This is a genomic window from Variovorax beijingensis (assembly GCF_007828835.1).
Classification (GTDB): Bacteria; Pseudomonadota; Gammaproteobacteria; order Burkholderiales; family Burkholderiaceae_C; genus Variovorax; species Variovorax beijingensis_A.
Window position 1 is genome coordinate 290,312 of record NZ_VIVL01000007.1, and the last position, 17,742, is coordinate 308,053.

16 protein-coding genes are annotated in these 17,742 nt (G+C 69.2%); 8 read left to right on the forward strand and 8 right to left on the reverse strand.

The features are described from left to right. The first annotated feature begins 3 nt into the window (after nucleotides 1-3). From FB547_RS21355 to FB547_RS21390, 8 genes are all read left to right on the forward strand, one after another. The gene (locus tag FB547_RS21355; protein ID WP_145745687.1) at nucleotides 4-1,011 is read left to right on the forward strand and encodes a sn-glycerol-3-phosphate import ATP-binding protein UgpC; all 1,008 of its coding nucleotides are present in this window, start codon (nucleotides 4-6) and stop codon (nucleotides 1,009-1,011) included. Between the two features lie 3 nt (nucleotides 1,012-1,014). After that, nucleotides 1,015-1,764 (forward strand): glycerophosphodiester phosphodiesterase, encoded by a 750-nt coding sequence (gene ugpQ, locus FB547_RS21360; RefSeq protein WP_145745688.1) that lies wholly within the window; start codon nucleotides 1,015-1,017, stop codon nucleotides 1,762-1,764. Between the two features lie 74 nt (nucleotides 1,765-1,838). Next, nucleotides 1,839-4,289 (forward strand): DUF3772 domain-containing protein, encoded by a 2,451-nt coding sequence (locus FB547_RS21365; protein WP_145745689.1) that lies wholly within the window; start codon nucleotides 1,839-1,841, stop codon nucleotides 4,287-4,289. A gap of 125 nt (nucleotides 4,290-4,414) precedes the next feature. Next, nucleotides 4,415-5,563: a flagellar biosynthesis protein FlhB gene (gene flhB / locus FB547_RS21370; protein WP_145745690.1), complete on the forward strand. Its 1,149-nt coding sequence runs from the start codon at nucleotides 4,415-4,417 to the stop codon at nucleotides 5,561-5,563. Beyond that, a complete protein-coding gene (gene flhA, locus FB547_RS21375; protein WP_145745691.1) occupies nucleotides 5,560-7,653 on the forward strand; it encodes a flagellar biosynthesis protein FlhA in 2,094 nt (697 codons plus the stop codon). Before flhB ends, flhA begins: the two co-directional genes overlap by 4 nt. Next, entirely contained in the window at nucleotides 7,650-10,004 is a 2,355-nt protein-coding gene (flhF, locus tag FB547_RS21380) for a flagellar biosynthesis protein FlhF (RefSeq protein WP_145745692.1), read from the forward strand. The genes flhA and flhF overlap by 4 nt, the downstream gene beginning before the upstream one ends. Then, nucleotides 10,001-10,897, forward strand: coding sequence for a MinD/ParA family protein (locus FB547_RS21385; protein WP_145745693.1), 897 nt, complete (start codon nucleotides 10,001-10,003; stop codon nucleotides 10,895-10,897). Before flhF ends, FB547_RS21385 begins: the two co-directional genes overlap by 4 nt. Next, nucleotides 10,872-11,603, forward strand: coding sequence for an RNA polymerase sigma factor FliA (locus FB547_RS21390; protein WP_145745694.1), 732 nt, complete (start codon nucleotides 10,872-10,874; stop codon nucleotides 11,601-11,603). Before FB547_RS21385 ends, FB547_RS21390 begins: the two co-directional genes overlap by 26 nt. Here FB547_RS21390 and FB547_RS21395 read toward each other — a convergent pair. The 8 genes from FB547_RS21395 to FB547_RS21430 form a co-directional block, all read right to left on the reverse strand. Next, on the reverse strand, nucleotides 11,600-12,073 hold the full coding sequence (locus FB547_RS21395) for a VOC family protein (RefSeq protein WP_145745695.1): 474 nt from the start codon (nucleotides 12,071-12,073) through the stop codon (nucleotides 11,600-11,602). The genes FB547_RS21390 and FB547_RS21395 overlap by 4 nt on opposite strands. Before the next feature lie 16 nt (nucleotides 12,074-12,089). After that, nucleotides 12,090-12,641 carry a nucleotidyltransferase family protein gene (locus FB547_RS21400; RefSeq protein ID WP_145745731.1) on the reverse strand — a complete coding sequence of 184 codons (552 nt, stop codon included), beginning with the start codon at nucleotides 12,639-12,641 and terminating at the stop codon, nucleotides 12,090-12,092. A 78-nt stretch (nucleotides 12,642-12,719) separates the two neighbouring features. Next, complete coding sequence (cheZ, locus tag FB547_RS21405; protein ID WP_124956710.1) at nucleotides 12,720-13,376, reverse strand: protein phosphatase CheZ; 657 nt, start codon at nucleotides 13,374-13,376, stop codon at nucleotides 12,720-12,722. 1 nt (nucleotide 13,377) lies between these two features. After that, nucleotides 13,378-13,773, reverse strand: a complete 396-nt coding sequence (gene cheY, locus FB547_RS21410; protein ID WP_026284205.1) for a chemotaxis response regulator CheY — start codon at nucleotides 13,771-13,773, stop codon at nucleotides 13,378-13,380. Between the two features lie 30 nt (nucleotides 13,774-13,803). Next, nucleotides 13,804-14,886: a chemotaxis response regulator protein-glutamate methylesterase gene (locus FB547_RS21415; protein WP_145745696.1), complete on the reverse strand. Its 1,083-nt coding sequence runs from the start codon at nucleotides 14,884-14,886 to the stop codon at nucleotides 13,804-13,806. Continuing rightward, nucleotides 14,883-15,524 (reverse strand): chemoreceptor glutamine deamidase CheD, encoded by a 642-nt coding sequence (gene cheD / locus FB547_RS21420; RefSeq protein ID WP_145745697.1) that lies wholly within the window; start codon nucleotides 15,522-15,524, stop codon nucleotides 14,883-14,885. Before cheD ends, FB547_RS21415 begins: the two co-directional genes overlap by 4 nt. A gap of 61 nt (nucleotides 15,525-15,585) precedes the next feature. Then, entirely contained in the window at nucleotides 15,586-16,407 is an 822-nt protein-coding gene (locus tag FB547_RS21425; RefSeq protein WP_145745698.1) for a CheR family methyltransferase, read from the reverse strand. Nucleotides 16,408-16,419: 12 nt separating this feature from the next. Then, a complete protein-coding gene (locus tag FB547_RS21430; protein ID WP_145745699.1) occupies nucleotides 16,420-17,733 on the reverse strand; it encodes an EAL and HDOD domain-containing protein in 1,314 nt (437 codons plus the stop codon). Nucleotides 17,734-17,742 lie beyond the last annotated feature (9 nt).

The following is a 17,742-nucleotide window of genomic DNA, read 5'->3' on the forward strand; positions in this document are numbered from 1 at the left end:
CAAATGGCAGCTCTCTCCCTACGCAACGTCATCAAGCGCTACGGCCACGGGCCGAAAGCCAACCAGGTCATCCACGGCGTGAGCGCCGAGATCGCCGACCATGAATTCATCGTGATCGTCGGCCCTTCGGGCTGCGGCAAGTCCACCCTGCTGCGCATGGTGGCCGGCCTCGAGGAAATCTCGGCCGGCGAAATCTCCATTGGCGGGCGCGTGGTGAACAACCTCGAACCCTCCGAGCGCGACATCGCCATGGTGTTCCAGAACTACGCGCTCTATCCGCACATGAGCGTGTTCAAGAATATGGCCTACGGCCTGAAGATCGCCAAGGTGCCGGTGCCCGAGATCAAGACCCGCGTCGACAAGGCGGCCAAGATCCTCGAGCTGGGCCACCTGCTCGAGCGCAAGCCGCGCGAGCTCTCGGGCGGCCAGCGCCAGCGCGTGGCCATGGGCCGCGCCATCGTGCGCCAGCCGCAGGTGTTTTTGTTCGACGAGCCGCTGTCCAACCTCGACGCCAAGCTGCGCGCGCAGACCCGCATCGAGATCCAGAAGCTGCACCGCGAACTCGGCATCACCTCGCTGTTCGTCACGCACGACCAGGTCGAGGCCATGACGCTGGCGCAGCGCATCATCGTGATGAACGCCGGCGTGATGGACCAGTTCGCCACGCCCGAAGAGGTCTACAACCGGCCCGCCACCACCTTCGTTGCCAGCTTCATCGGCTCGCCGCCGATGAACCTGCTGCAGCACGCGCCGGGCGTGCGGCCCGGCCAGATCCTGGGCATCCGCCCCGAGCACCTGACGCTGGACGAAAGCGGCTGGTCGGTGCAGGTCGAATCGGTCGAGCTGCTGGGCGCCGAGCGGCTGGTGTACGGCCGCATCGGCGACGAGCAGATCATCATGCGCACCGATGAAAGCGACCATCCGCCGGTCGCGGGCGACACCGTGAAGATCGCGGCGCGCGAGGACAAGCTGCATTGGTTCGATGCCGGCTCCGGCAAGCGGGCCGACTGAACGATGCCAGCACTGATGAAACCCTGGCCCTATCCGCGCTGGATCGCGCACCGCGGCGCCGGCAGGCTGGCGCCCGAGAACACACTGGCCGCTTTCCGGCTTGGCGCGGCGCACGGCTACCGCATGTTCGAGTGCGATGCGAAGCTCAGCGCCGACGACGTGGCCTTCCTCATGCACGACGCCACGCTCGAGCGCACCACCAACGGCCGCGGCACCGGTGGTGCGCAGCCCTGGAGCGCGCTGTCTCAGCTCGACGCCGGCGGCTGGCATTCGCGCGCCTTCGCGGGCGAACCGCTCGCCACGCTGGAGAACCTCGCGCGCTTCTGCCTGGCCAACGGCCACCTGCTCAACATCGAGATCAAGCCCACGCCGGGCACCGAGCGCGAAACCGGCGAAGCGGTGGCGCGGCTGGCGGCCCGGCTGTGGCAGGGCGCGGCCATACCGCCGCTGCTCACCTCGTTCCAGGCCGAATCGCTGGCGGGAGCGAAGGCGGTCCAGCCCGGGCTGCCGCGCGGGCTCCTGCTCGACACGCTGCGCGACGGCTGGCTGGCCGCGGCCACCGGCCTGGACTGCGCCGCGGTCGTCTGCAACCACGCGCTCTGGGACGCCGCCACCGTGGCGCAAGTGCACGGCGCGGGCATGCGCGCGCTGAGCTACACCGTCAATGACGAATGGGCCGCGCAGCGGCTCATTGAACTGGGCACCGACGGCATCATCACCGATCGGGTCGACCTGTTCAGCCCGGCCGGTTGACCGCTTCCCGCCGGCGCGGCCCGGCAGACACACGCTGTCACGCCCCCCGCCGCGGGCCGCAAATGGCGCCTTCTATGATGGCAGCCATGCGTTCGATCCCCCGCCTGATGGCCTTCTGCCTGGCCGCCCTGCTGCTGATGTGCGGCGCCGCGACGGCCCAGCCGGGCACCAGCGGCGTCGGCGGCACCATCGCCGCTGCTGCCGCGGCCCCGACGCCCGAACCCACGGTGGCCGAGCTGCGCGCACAGTTCGCCAAGATCAGCACCGATGCCGATTCCACCGGGGACCTGCGCCAGCTGCTCGCACAGATCAACGACATCGGCACACAGGCCGACAAGTTCGTTGCCGCGCGCACCGGCGAGCTGGCCGACCTGAACGCCCGCCTCGGCGAGCTCGGCAATCCGCCGGCCGCGGGCGCCACCGAAGACCCCGACATCACGCGCCAGCGCGCCCGCCTCACGAAGGAGCGCAACGCGCTGGACGCCGACATCCGGCTCGCTCGGCTGCTGGCCATCGACGTGCGGCAGCGTGCCGCCGAACTGGTGACCCAGCGCCGCGCGCTTTTCGAGGCACAGATCACCGAGCGCGCGCCCTCGCCGCTCACCGGCGAGTTCTGGCGCGACCTGCAGGAAGCCTGGCCGAGCGACCTGGCGCGCCTGCAGGCCATGGCCTCCGACCTGCGCGACGGGTTCTCGCAGGCCATGCAGCAAGGCCCGCGCATGGCGGTGCTCTGGGCGCTGCTCCTGGCGGTGCTGTTCGCGGTGCTCGGCAACTGGGTGGCCGAGCATCTGCTGACGCGGATCGCCGCGCGGCTGCTGCCGGCGGGCCGGCTGCGGCGTTCGCTGCTGGTGATTGCCATCGTCGCGAGCCACGTGCTGCTGGTGGCCGTGGCGGCGCACGGCTTCGTGTGGGTGCTCGAGGAATACGCCACCTGGGAGCCGCAGGCGCGCAAGGCGATGCGTTCGATGGCGCAGGCGCTGGTGTTCATGGCCTTCGTCATCGGGCTGGGCCGCGGGCTGCTGGCCACGCGGCGGCCGTCGTGGCGGCTGCCGCCGATACCCGACGCCATGGCCACGCGCCTGGCGCCGCTGCCTTGGCTGGTTGCGGCGGTGGCGGCGCTGGCCTGGGCACCGGTGGAGATCAACGCGCTGGTGGAAGCAAGCTTTGCGGCCGTGGTGGCCACGCACGTGCTCACGGCGCTGGTGCTCACTGCGCTCGTTGGCGCGGTGCTCCATCGACTGAGGCCGCTGCGCGCCGATGCGCCGGACGCCGATCCGCCCGAGCGGCCGATGTGGGTGGGCCTGCTGGTGGCCTGCATCGGCGCGCTGATGGTGGCCATCTGGGTGCTGGTGGCCGTGGGCTACGTGGCGCTCGCGAGCTTCCTGGCCTCGCAGCTCACCTGGAGCGGCATCGTCGCGGCCGCCTTCTACGTGCTGTTCAAGTTTGCCGACGACGTCTTCATGGCCGGCGTGTCATCGCGCAGCACCTTCGGCCAGCGACTGCAGAAGAGCTTCGGGCTGGCGCCGCAGACGCTCGACCAGGCCGCCACCGTGCTCTCGGGCCTGAGCCGGGTGGCGCTGTTCTTCTACATGCTGATCGCACTGGCGGCACCGCTGGGCACCGGTCCCAGCGAAGTGTTCCAGCGCAGCGGCAAGTTCGGCACCGGCGTGAAGGTGGGCGAGTTCCAGCTGGTGCCGGGCGCCATCCTGAGCGCCGTGGCCGTGGCCGTGATCGGCTTCATCGTGCTCAGGGTGTTCAAGCGCTGGCTCGCGCGCAGCTACCTGCCCAGCACTCAGTTCGAGCCGGGCATGCAGAGCTCGATCACCACGCTGCTGGGCTACGTGGGCGGCATCCTGGTGGTCGCGTTCTCGCTGTCGGCGCTGGGCATCGGCATCGAGCGCATCGCGTGGGTGGCCAGCGCGCTGTCGGTGGGCATCGGCTTCGGCCTGCAGGCCATCGTGCAGAACTTCATCTCGGGCCTCATCCTGCTGGCCGAGCAGCCGGTGAAGGTGGGCGACTGGGTGGTGCTGGGCACCACCGAGGGCGACGTGCGGCGCATCAACGTGCGTGCCACGGAGATCCAGCTCGGAGACCGCTCGACGGTGATCGTGCCGAACTCCGAGTTCATCACGAAGACCGTGCGCAACATGACGCTGACCAACGCGGAGGGTCGGGTGCTCATCCGGTTGCCGATGCCGCTGACCACCAACGCGCAGCGCGTTCGCGAGCTCATCCTGGACGCATGCCGCGCACACGAGAGCGTGCTGGAAACGCCGGCGCCTTCGCTCACGCTCGAAGGCATCGAGGGCGGCCTGCTCATCTTCCAGGCCATTGCCTATGTGCCGAGCCCGCGCCTGGCGGGCAGCGTGCGCAGCGACCTGCTGTTCACCATCCTGGAGCGGCTGGACGCGGAGCAGCTGCCGCTGATGCCGTATGCGGCGCCGCCTGCGCCAATGCCTGCGTCCGCGCCCACGCCGCACGCCGCGGACGGCGCCGGCCCGGCCGCCGCCACCCCGGCCGCCTAGGCGCCGCACCGATCGTCCAAGCAGCGGGCGAATGCCCGCGCTGATCGATCAATTGTCCGGAGGCTCCCAAACCAACAATCAGCCATGAGCAGGCGTGCTGTCGCCAACGCTCGCCCGGAGCATCAATGGCTGAAGAAAGCGACCTCGAAAAAACCGAACCCGCCTCACCGCAGCGCCTCGAAAAGGCGCGCGAGCAAGGGGACGTGGCGCGGTCGCGCGAGCTCGCGACCTTCGTGCTGCTGGGCACCGCCGTCGCCGGCCTGTGGCTCACGGCCGATTCGCTGGGGGCCACCCTGCGCGGCGCACTGGCCCAGGGGATGCACTTCGACCGCGCCGCGGCATTCGACCCTTCCCACATGCTGGCGCGCGCCGGGCTCATGGGCCAGCAGGCGCTGCTCGCGCTTGCGCCGCTGTTCGGCATGATGCTGGTGGCAGCCCTGGCGGCGCCGCTGATGCTCGGCGGCTGGCTGCTCTCGGCCAAGGCCCTGGCGCCCAAGTTCAGCAAGCTCGATCCGGTGGCCGGCGTGGGCCGCATGTTTTCCGCGCAGGCCCTGTCGGAGCTGTTCAAGGCGCTGGCCAAGTCGCTGCTGATCGGCGGCGTGGCCTGGCTGGTGATCATGGGCAACGTGAACGAGGTCTCGGCACTGATGGCGCAGTCGGAGCGCGCCGCGCTGCCGCAGATGATCGTGCTGGTGGCGCACAACTGCGCACTGATCGCCTCCGCGCTGTTCCTGGTGGCGCTGGTCGACGTTCCCTACCAGCTGTGGAGCTACCACCGCAAGCTGCGCATGTCGCGCGAAGACCTGCGCCAGGAGCACAAGGAAAGCGAGGGCGATCCGCACGTCAAGGCGCAGATCCGCCGCCAGCAGCAGCAGGTGGCGCGCCGGCGGATGATGTCCGAGGTGCCGAAGGCCGACATCGTGGTGACCAACCCCACGCACTTCGCGGTGGCGCTCAAGTATGTGGACCACGACATGCGCGCACCGCGCGTGGTGGCCAAGGGCAGCGACCTGATGGCCGCGCGCATCCGCGAGATCGCGCGCGAGAACAAGGTCGCGATCCTCGAGGCGCCGCCGCTCACGCGCGCACTCTTCAAGCACACCCGGCTCGGCGACGAGATCCCGGCCGGCCTCTACACCGCGGTGGCCGAGGTGCTGGCCTGGGTCTACCAGCTCAAGCGCTGGCAAAGCGAAGGCGGTGAAGCGCCGCGCACGCCGGCCGACCTGCCGATCCCCGAATCGCTCGAATACTCGCCGAAGACTGCCGCCGCATGAACGCCATGGCCACCCTCACGCGCCTGCAGGCGCAGCTGTTCTCCGGCACCCAGTGGAAGGGCCTCGCCGGTCCCATCCTGATCGTGCTGATCCTGAGCATGATGGTGCTGCCGCTGCCGCCCTTCCTGCTGGACCTGCTGTTCACCTTCAACATCGCGATGTCGGTGATGGTGCTGCTGGTGAGCATGTACACCATGAAGGCGCTGGACTTCGCGGCCTTCCCGGCCGTGCTGTTGTTCTCGACGCTGCTGCGCCTGTCGCTCAACGTGGCCTCCACGCGCGTGGTGCTGATGCACGGCCACACCGGGCCGGACGCGGCGGGCAAGGTGATCGAGGCCTTCGGCCACTTCCTGGTGGGCGGCAACTTCGCGGTCGGCGTGATGGTGTTCATCATCCTGGTGCTGATCAACTTCATGGTCATCACCAAGGGCGCGGGACGCATCGCCGAGGTCGGCGCGCGCTTCATGCTCGACGCCATGCCCGGCAAGCAGATGGCGATCGACGCCGACCTGAACGCCGGCCTGATCGGCGAGGAGGTGGCGCGCAAGCGCCGCCAGGAAGTCGCGCAGGAAGCCGACTTCTACGGCTCGATGGACGGCGCCAGCAAGTTCGTGCGCGGCGACGCGATTGCCGGCCTGCTGATCATGGTGATCAACATCATCGGCGGGCTGGTGGTGGGCATGCTGCAGCACGGGCTGGACTTCGGCACCGCCGGCACGACCTACACGCTGCTGGCCATCGGCGACGGTCTGGTGGCGCAGATTCCGGCGCTGGTGATCTCGACCGCCGCGGGCGTGATCGTCTCGCGCGTCACCACCGACGAAGACGTGGGCCGCCAGCTGACCGGCCAGCTGTTCTCCAATCCGCAGGTGCTGTTCCTCACGGCCGGCCTGATCGGCCTGATGGGGATGATCCCCGGCATGCCGAACCTGGCCTTCCTGCTGATCGCGGGCGGCCTGGCGTGGCTCGGCCGGCGCATGCTCGGGCGCGCGCCGCAGGCCGCTGCCGAACAGGCCGCCGCAGCCCAGGCTGCGGCCATGCCGTCGGCCGAGGCGCCCGAAGCGACCTGGGACGACGTGGCGCTGGTCGACCCGCTGGGCATGGAGGTCGGCTACCGGCTGATCCCGCTGGTGGACCAGACGCAGAACGGCGAACTGCTGGGCCGCATCAAGAGCATCCGCAAGAAGGTGGCCCAGGAGATCGGCTTCCTGGCGCCGGTGGTCCACATCCGCGACAACCTGGAAATCCCGCCCAACACCTACGTGATCAGCCTGAAGGGCGTCGAGATCGGCCGCGGCGAGGCTTTCCCCAACCAGTGGATGGCCATCAACCCCGGCCAGGTGAGCGGCACCCTGCCCGGCACGCCGACGCAGGACCCGGCCTTCCACCTGCCCGCGGTGTGGATCGACGCCAGCCTGCGCCAGGAGGCTCAGGTGCTCGGCTACACGGTGGTCGATGCCTGCACGGTCATGGCCACGCACCTGAACCACCTGATTCAGACCCACGCCGCCGAGCTGCTCGGCCGCCAGGAAGTGCAGCAGCTGCTCGACCAGATCGGCAAGACCGCGCCCAAGCTCACCGAGGACCTGGTGCCCAAGATCATCTCGCTGAGCACGCTGCACAAGGTGCTGCAGAACCTGCTCGACGAAGAGGTGCCGATCCGCGACATGCGCACCATCCTCGACGTGATGGCCGAGCACGCGCCCACCGTCAAGGACGCCGCCGAACTCACCTCGCTCACGCGCCTGGCGCTTGGCCGCGCGATCACGCAGCAGCTGTTCCCGGGCGATTCCGAACTGCAGGTGATCGGCCTGGACGGCGCGCTCGACGGCGTGCTGCAGCAGGCGCTCACCAACAACAACGGCATCGAGCCGGGGCTTGCCAACAGCCTCATGCAGCAGACCCGCGCGGCCATCGCGCGCCAGGAACAGCTGGGCCTGGCGCCGGTGCTGGTCGTCCAGCATTCGCTGCGCGTGCTGCTCTCGCGCTTCCTGCGCCGCAGCTTCCGCCAGCTCAAGGTTCTCTCGCATGCAGAGATTCCTGACACCCGCCACATCAAGATCACCGCCACCATCGGAGGAAGAGTTTGAACATCCCGACAGACGTCCGCACCAGCGCGCGCAAGTTCGTCGCGCCCACCAGCCGGGAAGCGCTGCGCCTCGCGCGCCAGGCGCTCGGCGACGAAGCCATCGTGCTGACCAACCGCGTGACCGCCGAAGGCGTCGAGATCGTGGCCATGGTGCAGGAGGACGTGGAGGAAGTGCGCGCGAGCGCGGCCGCCGCGCCGCCGGCACCCCAGCCATTGCCGGCAGCCATGGCGGCTCCCACGCTCGCCATGGCCTCCATCGCGGCGCCTGCCGCAGCCCCCGCCCCCCTGGCCGCGGACAGCGTGCTCGGCGAACTCCATTCGATGCGCTGCATGATCGAGGAGCAGCTCGCCGGCGTGGCATGGAACGAGAAGCAGCGGCGCGATCCGATGCGCGGGCGCCTGCTGCGCACGCTGCTGGGCGCCGGCTTCAGCGCCCGCCTCTCCAAGGCCATGCTGGAGCACCTGCCCACGGGCCAGAGCTACGCCCAGGGCATGGCCTTCGTGCGCTCCGAACTGATCCGCACGCTGCCGGTGCACGAGGACGAGGACGCGCTGCTGGCGCAGGGCGGCGTCTATGCGCTGATGGGACCCACCGGCGTCGGCAAGACCACCACCACGGCCAAGCTCGCGGCGCGCTGCGTGATGCGCTTCGGCGCGGACAAGCTCGCGCTCGTCACCACCGACAGCTACCGCATCGGCGCCTACGAGCAGCTGCGCATCTACGGCCAGATCCTCAACGTGCCGGTCTACGCCGTGAAGGACGCGGCCGACCTGCACCTGGTGCTGCAGGACCTGCAGGGCAAGCACATGGTGCTGATCGATACCGTCGGCATGAGCCAGCGCGACCGCGCCGTGTCCGACCAGATCGCGATGCTCTGCAGCAGCCAGCGGCCGGTGAAGCGGCTGCTGCTGCTCAACGCCACGAGCCATGGCGACACGCTCAACGAGGTGGTGCACGCCTACCGGCACGGCAGCGGCAGCGATCTCGCGGGCTGCATCTTCACCAAGGTCGACGAGGCCACGCATCCCGGCGCGCTGATCGACACCGTGATCCGCCACCGCCTGCCGGTGCATTACGTCTCCAGCGGCCAGAAGGTGCCCGAGAACCTGATGCGCGCCGACCGCACCCAGCTGGTGGACAGTGCGTTCCAGGCCAACAGCCGCAGCGCGCTGTTCGTGCCCGGCGAAGGCGACCTGCAGGACGGATCGGCGAATGCCGAGGCTTCCGCGGCCCACGCGGAGGCCGAACGCCAGCGGCTGCAGTACCGGCAGCTGATCCGCGCCATGGCGCACGACGCGCAGGAAGTGGCCGCCGCGGCCTCGGCACTCGCGGCCGCGCCGCTCGGATTCGAGCAGGCGCGCACGCTCTGGCGGATGGCCGCCGACGAGAACGTGAGCCACAAGGCGGTGCTGCAGGCGCTCATGGCGCATGCGGCGAGCGAGATCGGCGCCAGCTGCGACACCCACGTGCTGGCGCTCAGCGGCCAGGTCGGGCTCAAGTCCGACGAAGGCGGCGATGCCTACCAGTGCCAGGGCAGCCTGCTGCTGTCCGACCGCGGCGGGCAGCCGCTCGCGGCGCCCAACCAGTGGCTCTCGACCACCGCGACCCGCAGCCCCGCCGACCCCACGCGCAAGCCAGGCGTGCGGCAGGTGCAGTGGTTGCGCCAGCAGGACTTCGGCAAGGCCGTGGTGCACATGCTGCCGCGGCTGCCCGCGGCCGAGCTCATGCTGCAGTGGCAGGTGCAGCGCCAGCAATGGATGGCGCGCGCGCCGGGCTCCACGGCGGTGACCGATCCGCGCACCGGCGAATACGCCACGCTGACCGGCCTGGACTTCGATTTCGGCGATGCGCGCGCCGTGGTCTTCAAGGGCCGCGCCGCGCTGCAATCGGTGGCCGAGGCGCGCGTCACGCTGCGCACCGACGGCGGCCTGCCCGGCCTGCGCTGCATTGCCACGCGCCTGACCGATGCGCGCAGCCACAAGGTGCTGGCTCAAAGCTACGCGCTCACCAACATCGGCCGCGACATCGCGTCGCAGCAGCTCGCGCAGTGGCAGGGCTGGGCCGCCGAGGCCGAGCCCTGCCTGCGCCTGCTGCGCCAAGGCCTTTCGGTGCTGGGCGGGCTTGGCGAGGCGGGCGATCCGCACATGATGAAGCGCCTGCTCATCGCAGGCCAGGTGACCACCACCGTCTGGCGCCTGCAGCAGGCCGGCGGCGACTGGGCCGGCCGCACCCGCGCGCTGCTGTCGCAGCTGACCGGCCGGCCCGCGCGGCCCGGCCGCCCCGTGTCGGGCAACGTGCTGTACGCCGGCGTGGGCAAGCTGTTCTTCCTGCTGGAGGCGCTGGACACGTGAGCAAGCTGGTGTCGGATCAAGCCGATGGGCTGCGGCGGCTGCTGGCGCAGTCGTCCGCACGCATCATCGCGATCGCAAGCATGGGCAACCGCCCGGGCGCCACCACGGCGGCCATGAACCTGGGCGCCGCGCTGGCCCACATGGGCAAGGACGTGCTGCTGCTCGACGAGCACGGGCCGGGGCCGGATACGGCGTGTGCCGCATGGGCCGCCGATCCGCTCGGAACGCTGGGCGACGTCGCCTCGCAGCGGCTGACCTCCGAAGGCGCCGCCGCGCGCACCGAGTGCGGCGTGCACGTGCTGCCGGCGCCGCTCGGCGGCCAGCCCGACCACACCGACCCGCGCTTGCTGTGGGACGGCAGCATGATCCTGGTCGACGCGGCGCTCGACGCCGTCGGCAACCTGTCGCCGCTCGCGCGGCTGGCGGACGAGCTGGTGGTGGTGCTGCAGCCCCACCCGGCTTCCATCACCGCCACCTATTCGGGCATCAAGCGGCTGCACTATGCGCACGCGCTGCGGCAGCTTCGCCTGCTGGTCAATGGGGTGGCCGACCCCGAAGCCGCGCGCCAGACCATGGCCAACCTGGTCGACACCGGCAGCCGCTACCTGGCGGTCTCCATACAGCCGGCCGGCTGGATCCGCGCCGATCCGCACCTGGCCGATGCCAGGCGCCTCGCCCGCACCGTGGTGGAGGCCTTCCCGGCCAGCCCGGCGGCCGTGGATTTCCGCGTCATCGCCGCCGCCGTCGCGCAGTGGCCCTGGCGCCCGGCCGTGCGGCCGCAGGACACCCGCACCGCGCTCTGGCGGCCCGAGGCGCTGGCAGCGGAGCCGGAATCGGCTGTGGCACAAGAGGAAGAAAGGGGCGGCCGTGTACACCGCGCAGGGAACCTTTGAGAAGTCCCACCTGCTGAAGCAGCACCAGCCGATGGTGCGCCGCATGGCGCTCCAGATGCTGGCCAAGCTGCCCGCCAGCGTGGAGCTCGACGACCTGATCCAGGCCGGCATGATCGGCCTGCTGGACGCGTCCACGCGCTACCAGGACAACCGCGGCGCGCAGTTCGAGACCTTCGCCAGCCAGCGCATCCGCGGCGCCATGCTCGACGAACTGCGCGCGAACGACTGGGGCTCGCGCGGCCTGCGCCAGTCGGCGCGCAAGGTGGAACAGGCGATCCAGGCGCTGGAGCACCGGCTGGGCCGCTCCGCCAGCGAAGGAGAGATCGCCAGGGAACTGAAGATGGAGCTGGACGACTACCAGTCGCTGCTGCAGGACATCCAGGGCTGCCAGTTGCTCTACGTGGAAGACTTCGCGCAGGACGGCGAGGCCGAAAACCCCTGGCTCGAGCGGCAGGCCCAAGCCGATGGCCGGCTGGGCGGCGACGATCCGCTCGCGCAGCTGCTCGAGGCGGGTTTCCGCCATGAGCTCGTCGATGCGATTGCCGCGCTGCCCGAGCGCGACCAGCTGCTGCTGAACCTGTACTACGAGGAAGAGCTGAACCTGCGCGAGATCGGCGCGATCCTCGAGGTGACCCAGTCGCGCGTATGCCAGCTGCACAGCCAGGCGATCAGCCGGCTGCGGGCGAAGTTGAAGGATTCGCTTTAGGGATCTTGCCGATGGCTCGATGCGCCGGGCGCGCCTCCCCCGAGCTGCTCGGCAAGCCCGACGATGATGCCCTCGGGCCCGCGGATGTAGGCGAGGCGGTAGCTGTCCGCGTACTGCATCTCGCCAATGATCTCGGCCCCGTGGGCGCGCATGCGCGCGACCATGGCGTCGATGTCATCGACGGCGAACATGATGCGGCGGATGCCCAGCGTGTTCACCGGCGGGTCCACCGGACCAAACCTGATCGCGCCGGGCGTGTGGAACTTGTCCAGCTCGATGCCCTGTCCATCGGGCGTCCGCAACATCGCCAGGGTGGCGCGGACATCCTTGAGCCCGATCAGTTGTCCGATCAAAGGCCCTTCCACCGTCGTTTCCCCCTCGAGCTTGAGGCCCAGTTCGATGAAGAACGCCTTGGTCGCCTCAAGGTCGTCGACAACGACAAGGACGTTGTCCATGCGTTTGAGCGTCATATCCTTCTTCCCCTCCTCAGTGTGGAGCCCGAGGCCATTCGACCGAAAGCCGCGGCCACCGCTCGCCGAACCGTTTCGCCTCAACCCGCTGCCGGTAGGTTGCAGCACTCGCCCGCAGGGGGTTGTGCCGGACGCGCAGCTCGAACAGGTCATCGAGTCCATGCGGCGCGACCACGCCCAGCGATTCATCCTCGTTCAGCCAGACGCCGACGCAGGTTGCAAATTCCGGCCAGGTCGCAACGCCTTCTTCCAAAGATGCGAGAGGGGGTACCACCTGGCCGAGGGCGGCGGCAAGCCAGCGGTGCACGCCCGCCTGGTTCGTCACCTCCCAGTGAAAGCCCGGCATGGCCGAACGAAGCCGGGCCTCGAGGTTGGCATCATGTTCCGGACCAGCCTCCGCGTCGAAGTAGACGACATCCAGGTCTTCGACGGCCGAGCGCCGTTCGAAGCCATGAAGCGTGTCCCACACCAGGGACCGGACGGCGCCGGCGCCAATGCACCAGGACCGCAGTCCGAGCGAACGGACGGCTCGCAGTGCGGCCATCAACTCGTCCGATGCGGCCACCATGGCGGCAAGCCTCTGCGCATGGTCTGCCTTGGGGCTGGAAGTCATGCCCCGATGGTAAGCCGGCGGACCCGCGCAGCCTCAGAACCCGAGGCTCTCCAGCAGGTCGTCCACCTGCGCCTGGCCCGTCACGGCCTCCGGGTTGCCCGGCACCACCTGCGGGCCGTTCTGCAGGCTGCTGGCTTCGGCCTCGTGGCGTTTCTCGGCGTGCTTGTCGAGGTGCGAGTTGTCGATCAGCACCTGCAGCAGCTGGGTCTCGACGTCGTTGACCACTTCCATCATCTTCTTGATGACCTGGCCCGTGAGGTCCTGGAAGTCCTGCGCCATCAGGATCTCGATCAGCTGCGTGTTGATGGCGCCGGCCTTCTGCGGCACGTCCTGCAGGTAGCCGCGCGTGTCCATCACGAGCTGGCGCGCATGGTCCAGCTCGACCGGGTTGGCGAACCACTCGTCCCAGCGCCGGCTCAGCCCCTTGGCATTGCTGGCAAGGTCTTCCTGCAGCGGCTGCGCCAGGTCGATGGCGTTGAGCGCGCGGTGCGCCGCCCGCTCGGTCATGGAGGCGATGTAGCCCAGGCGGTCGCGCGCATCGGGAATGGCTTGCGCGGCCTTGGCAACCTGCTTGTCCAGGCCCAGCTCGCGCAGGCCCTCGCGCAACTGCCGGGTCAGCTGCCCGATGCGCCCGAGCAACTCTTCGGCCGTGTTCCCGTGCTCCGCGGGTTCGAGCGCTGCGTGTGTCATGTCAGGCCGCCTCTTTCTGGAGCTTCTCGAAGATCTTGGTGATCTTTTCCTCGAGCGTGGCCGCCGTGAAGGGCTTGACCACATAGCCGTTGGCGCCGGCCTGCGCGGCCGCGATGATGTTTTCCTTCTTGGCCTCGGCCGTGACCATCAGCACCGGCAGCTTGGCCAGTTCGGGGTCGGCGCGGATGGTCTGCAGCATGGTGAGGCCGTCCATGTTGGGCATGTTCCAGTCCGACACCACGAAGCCGAAGTTGCCGCCGCGCAGCTTCTCGATGCCGGCCGCGCCGTCCTCGGCCTCGTCGACGTTGAGGAACTCGAGTTCCTTCAGCAGGTTGCGCACGATGCGCCGCATGGTCGGGAAGTCGTCCACGACCAAAATTTTGATGCTCTTGTCAATCACGATTCTTCAACTCCAACAGTTCGTTTTTCAAACCCGGTTCGTGCGTTCGCCGAAGGTGCGCAGATGGGCCAGCACGCGGCGCCCCATCTCTGCCAGCGGCGCCACCTCGTCGGCGGCGCCCAATGCGATGGCCTCGCGCGGCATGCCGAAGACCACGCAGCTGGCCTCATCCTGCGCGAAGGTGTAGGCACCGGCCTGCTTCATGCGCAGCAGGCCTTCGGCGCCGTCCCGGCCCATGCCCGTGAGGATCATTCCGATCGCGTTCTTGCCGGCGTGCCTGGCGGCCGAATCGAACAGCACGTCGATCGAGGGCCGGTGGCGGTTCACCGGCGGCTCCTGGTCGAGCTGAGCCACGTAGTTGGCGCCGCTTCGCCCGAGCGACAGGTGAAAGCCGCCGGGCGCGATGTAGGCATAGCCCGGCAGCACGCGCTCGCCATGCTCGGCTTCCTTCACGGTGATGCGGCACAGGCCGTTCAGGCGCTGCGCGAACGAGCGCGTGAAGCCGGCCGGCATGTGCTGTGCAATGAGCACCGCGGGCGCATCGGGCGGCAGCGGCAGCAGCACCTCGCGGATGGCCTCGGTGCCGCCGGTGGAGGCGCCGATGATGACGAGCTTCTCGGTGCTCAGGAGCGGGCTGCGCAGCAGCGGCTCCTGCGGGTTGCTGTCTGCCGCGCCCTTGGCCGAGGCGCCGTGCCGGCCCGGCAGCAGCCGCGCCGCGGCGGCCGTGCGGATCTTGCCGGCGATGAGCTCGGTGTATTGCAAGAGGCCATCGCGCACGCCGAGCCGCGGCTTGGTCACGAAATCGATCGCACCCAGCTCCAGCGCGCGCAGCGCGATCTCCGAGCCGCGCTCGGTCAGCGACGACACCATGACCACCGGCATCGGCCGCAGGCGCATGAGCTTCTCGAGGAATTCGAGGCCGTCCATGCGCGGCATCTCGACGTCGAGCGTGAGCACGTCGGGGTTCGTCAGCTTGATGAGGTCGCGCGCCTGCAGCGGATCGGCCGCGGTGCCGACCACCGTCATGTCGGCCTGGCTGTTGATGATCTCGGTCATCACGCTGCGGATCAGCGCCGAGTCGTCGACGCAAAGTACCTTGATTTTCTTCATGCGATCCAGCTTCCCTTGCCATATGTGGCGGACCATTTGCGCAGCAGTTCGCCTTCGTCGCGCTGGACCGCCTGGATATCGACCGGTGCGCGCAGCTTGCGCACCACCGCCTTGCCGCTCTCCGGCAGCAGGCACACGCGGCGCGCATGCAGGCCGCGCAGGTCCTGCGCAACGACGGTGATGCGCTGCTTCTCGAGGTAGCGCAGCACGAAATCGGCGTTGCGCCCGCCAATGTTGAGCATGGTCATGTTCGCCAGCACCGCGGCGCCGCCGAAGACCTTGGCCTTGAGCCGCTCGCGGCGCGCGCCCGCGCGCAGCAGCTCGGCGATCAGCACGTCCATGGCATGGGCGCCGTAGCGCATGGCGCCGGCCTGCTCGCGCGAGCCCGCCTCGGCGTCGTCGGGCAGCATGAAGTGGTTCATGCCCGCCACGCCCGCCTCCACGTCGGTGATGCAGGCGGCCACGCACGAGCCCAGCACCGTGGTCAAGAGGATGCCGGCATCGGTCACGTAGTACTCCGCCGGCAGCAGCTTGACCGCGGCGCAATCGAAGTCGCGGTCGAAGTAGTGGTGCGTGGCCACCGAACCCGGCACGGCCGCGGGCAGGAAGCCCTTCTGCGCAGCGAGGTTCGTGTTCATTGGCGTACCTTCGTGCTTCGCACTGCGGTGCGAGCTTGCTTGGGGCGGCCCGGCGCTGCGCTCATGCACGCGCCTTGCCCAGCGCGTACACCGTCTGCCCGACCGTCTTGAAGCTCTGGTTGACCAGCGAGGCGTTCTCCGAATGCCCCGCGAACAGCAGGCCGTGCGGCTTGAGCAGCGGCATGAAGCGGTCGAGCAGCTTCTTCTGCGTGGGCTTGTCGAAATAGATCATCACGTTGCGGCAGAAGATCGCGTCCACCGGCTCCTTCACGGGCCATGAGGCATCGAGCAGGTTGAGCCGCGAGAACTTGACCATGGCAGCCACCTCGGGGCGCACCCGCACCTTGCCGGCGTTCGCGCCCGTGCCCTTGTTGAAGAAGCGCCGCAGGCGGTCGGTGGACATGCGGTTGACCTGCTCCATCGTGAAGACGCCGGCCGACGCGCGGGCCAGCACCGCGGTGTCGATGTCGGTGGCAATCACGCGCGCTGCGCTCGCACGCTCGCCGAGCGCCTCCATCAGCGTGATCGCGATCGAATAGGGCTCCTCGCCGGTCGATGCGGCCGCGCACCACACGGTGGGCGGCTGGGCGCACTTGCGCGCCAGTTCCGCGAGCACCGGAAAGTGGTGCGCCTCGCGGAAGAACGACGTCAGGTTGGTGGTCAGCGAGTTGATGAACAGCTGCCATTCCTGGCCGTCGCGGCTGTCTTCCAGCATGGCCAGGTAGGCCGAAAATTCGGGCAGCCCGAGCTCGCGCAACCGGCGCGAGAGCCGGCTGTACACCATCTGCCGCTTGTGCTCGCCCAGCGCGATGCCGGCGCGCCGGTGGATGAGCGTGCGAATGCGCGAAAAATCGCTGTCGGTGAAAAGAAATTCGGAGGTCATGCGCGCGTCTCGCTAGGCGGCTTCGGCCGGGATCACGTCCTGCGACCAGGCCAGTGCCGACAGGTGTGCGGCATTCACCTGGCCGGCGCTCAGCAGCAGCGCTTCCGCCAGGCGCGCCGCCTCGCCGGTGTCCAGTTCGCAGGCCTCGGCCAGCGAGAGGAAGGGGCCGTACACGCCGCCGCGCGTGAGGATGGCCTGCTGGACCGAATCGGAAAGCTGCACCTTGTTCAGCACCTCCTGCATCGGAATGCCCAGCAGCTGGTCGATCAGCGAGAACATGCCCACCACGAACAGGTTGTCCGACTCGCCCCGCGGCAGCATGATCTCGCCCATCAGCTCGACGAAGCGGCCGCGCATGATGGCCCTCTTCATCATGAAGGGCGGGCTGCCCATGGGGTTGCTGGTGGCCAGCAGCAGCGAGAGCCAGCGGAACAGCGGCGAATAGCCGAGCATCGTCACCGCGTGGTGCAGCGAATGGATCTCGACGCCGGCCCCCACGGCCGGTGAATTCATGTGGCGCAGCAGCCGGTAGGTGAGCGCGGCATCGCGCTTGAGGGCCGCCTCGATCTCGCGCAGGTCCTCGTTGCGCTGGATCATCTGCAAGAGCCGCATGATCAGCACCGACTCGGGCTGCAGCGCATGGCTGCCGGTGCTCGCTGCAGGCGGCGGCAGGCCGCAGTTCGGATCGGCGAACACGTCGACGCGGCGGGCAGCGCAGGCTTCGAAGTCTTTCCACGAGGCCATGCGCGTGGCGATCGGCTGGATCGGCATGTGGTCGGGCTGCTCCTTGCCGCGCGCGGCCGCCACCAGCTGGGGATCGCCGGCACCCACGTCGAAATGGCTCACCAGGCCGAGCAGCTCGGGATCTTCCGGCAGCGCATTGGCGCGGCACAGCATGAAGCTGAACCCCTGCTCGTGCAGGAAGTGCAGGATCGGCCGCAGCTCCTCGTTGGCCAGGTCGCCGAGCTCCAGGCAGAGCACGGTGAACTCGGGCGGCAGCGATTGCAGCGCGCCCAGCGCCAGCGATTCGGCATTCACGTCGAAGAACAGTTCGCTGCGCCCCAGCCGCCACGGCGTGTCCGGCGGGTTGAGGTGCTCGGTCACGCAGGCCACGAGCGACTTGAACTGGCTGATCGCATCCGGCGCTTCTTCGGGCCTGGCGGCCGCGCGCCAGTCGAGCTTGTAGCCTGCGACGCGCTTGTGCGCATCGAGCAGCAAGGTGTAGGCCACAAAGCCCTCTGCATTGCGCGGAGCCGCCAGGCCCAGGGCCGCTTCGGCTGCCGGCGTTTCCTCGGCCGTGGCGCGCCGGAAAAAATCAAAACGCATTGCATCGTC

Bases quoted from the DNA above. Each gene is read 5' to 3' on its own strand.
- flhB (WP_145745690.1), top strand. From the start codon at position 4,415: ATGGCTGAAGAAAGCGACCTCGAAAAAACCGAACCCGCCTCACCGCAG.
- FB547_RS21430 (WP_145745699.1), bottom strand. From the start codon at position 17,733: ATGCGTTTTGATTTTTTCCGGCGCGCCACGGCCGAGGAAACGCCGGCA.
- FB547_RS21415 (WP_145745696.1), bottom strand. From the start codon at position 14,886: ATGAAGAAAATCAAGGTACTTTGCGTCGACGACTCGGCGCTGATCCGC.
- FB547_RS21425 (WP_145745698.1), bottom strand. From the start codon at position 16,407: ATGACCTCCGAATTTCTTTTCACCGACAGCGATTTTTCGCGCATTCGC.
- flhA (WP_145745691.1), top strand. From the start codon at position 5,560: ATGAACGCCATGGCCACCCTCACGCGCCTGCAGGCGCAGCTGTTCTCC.
- cheD (WP_145745697.1), bottom strand. From the start codon at position 15,524: ATGAACACGAACCTCGCTGCGCAGAAGGGCTTCCTGCCCGCGGCCGTG.
- FB547_RS21365 (WP_145745689.1), top strand. From the start codon at position 1,839: ATGATGGCAGCCATGCGTTCGATCCCCCGCCTGATGGCCTTCTGCCTG.
- cheZ (WP_124956710.1), bottom strand. From the start codon at position 13,376: ATGACACACGCAGCGCTCGAACCCGCGGAGCACGGGAACACGGCCGAA.
- FB547_RS21400 (WP_145745731.1), bottom strand. From the start codon at position 12,641: ATGGTGGCCGCATCGGACGAGTTGATGGCCGCACTGCGAGCCGTCCGT.
- FB547_RS21355 (WP_145745687.1), top strand. From the start codon at position 4: ATGGCAGCTCTCTCCCTACGCAACGTCATCAAGCGCTACGGCCACGGG.
- FB547_RS21395 (WP_145745695.1), bottom strand. From the start codon at position 12,073: ATGACGCTCAAACGCATGGACAACGTCCTTGTCGTTGTCGACGACCTT.
- ugpQ (WP_145745688.1), top strand. From the start codon at position 1,015: ATGCCAGCACTGATGAAACCCTGGCCCTATCCGCGCTGGATCGCGCAC.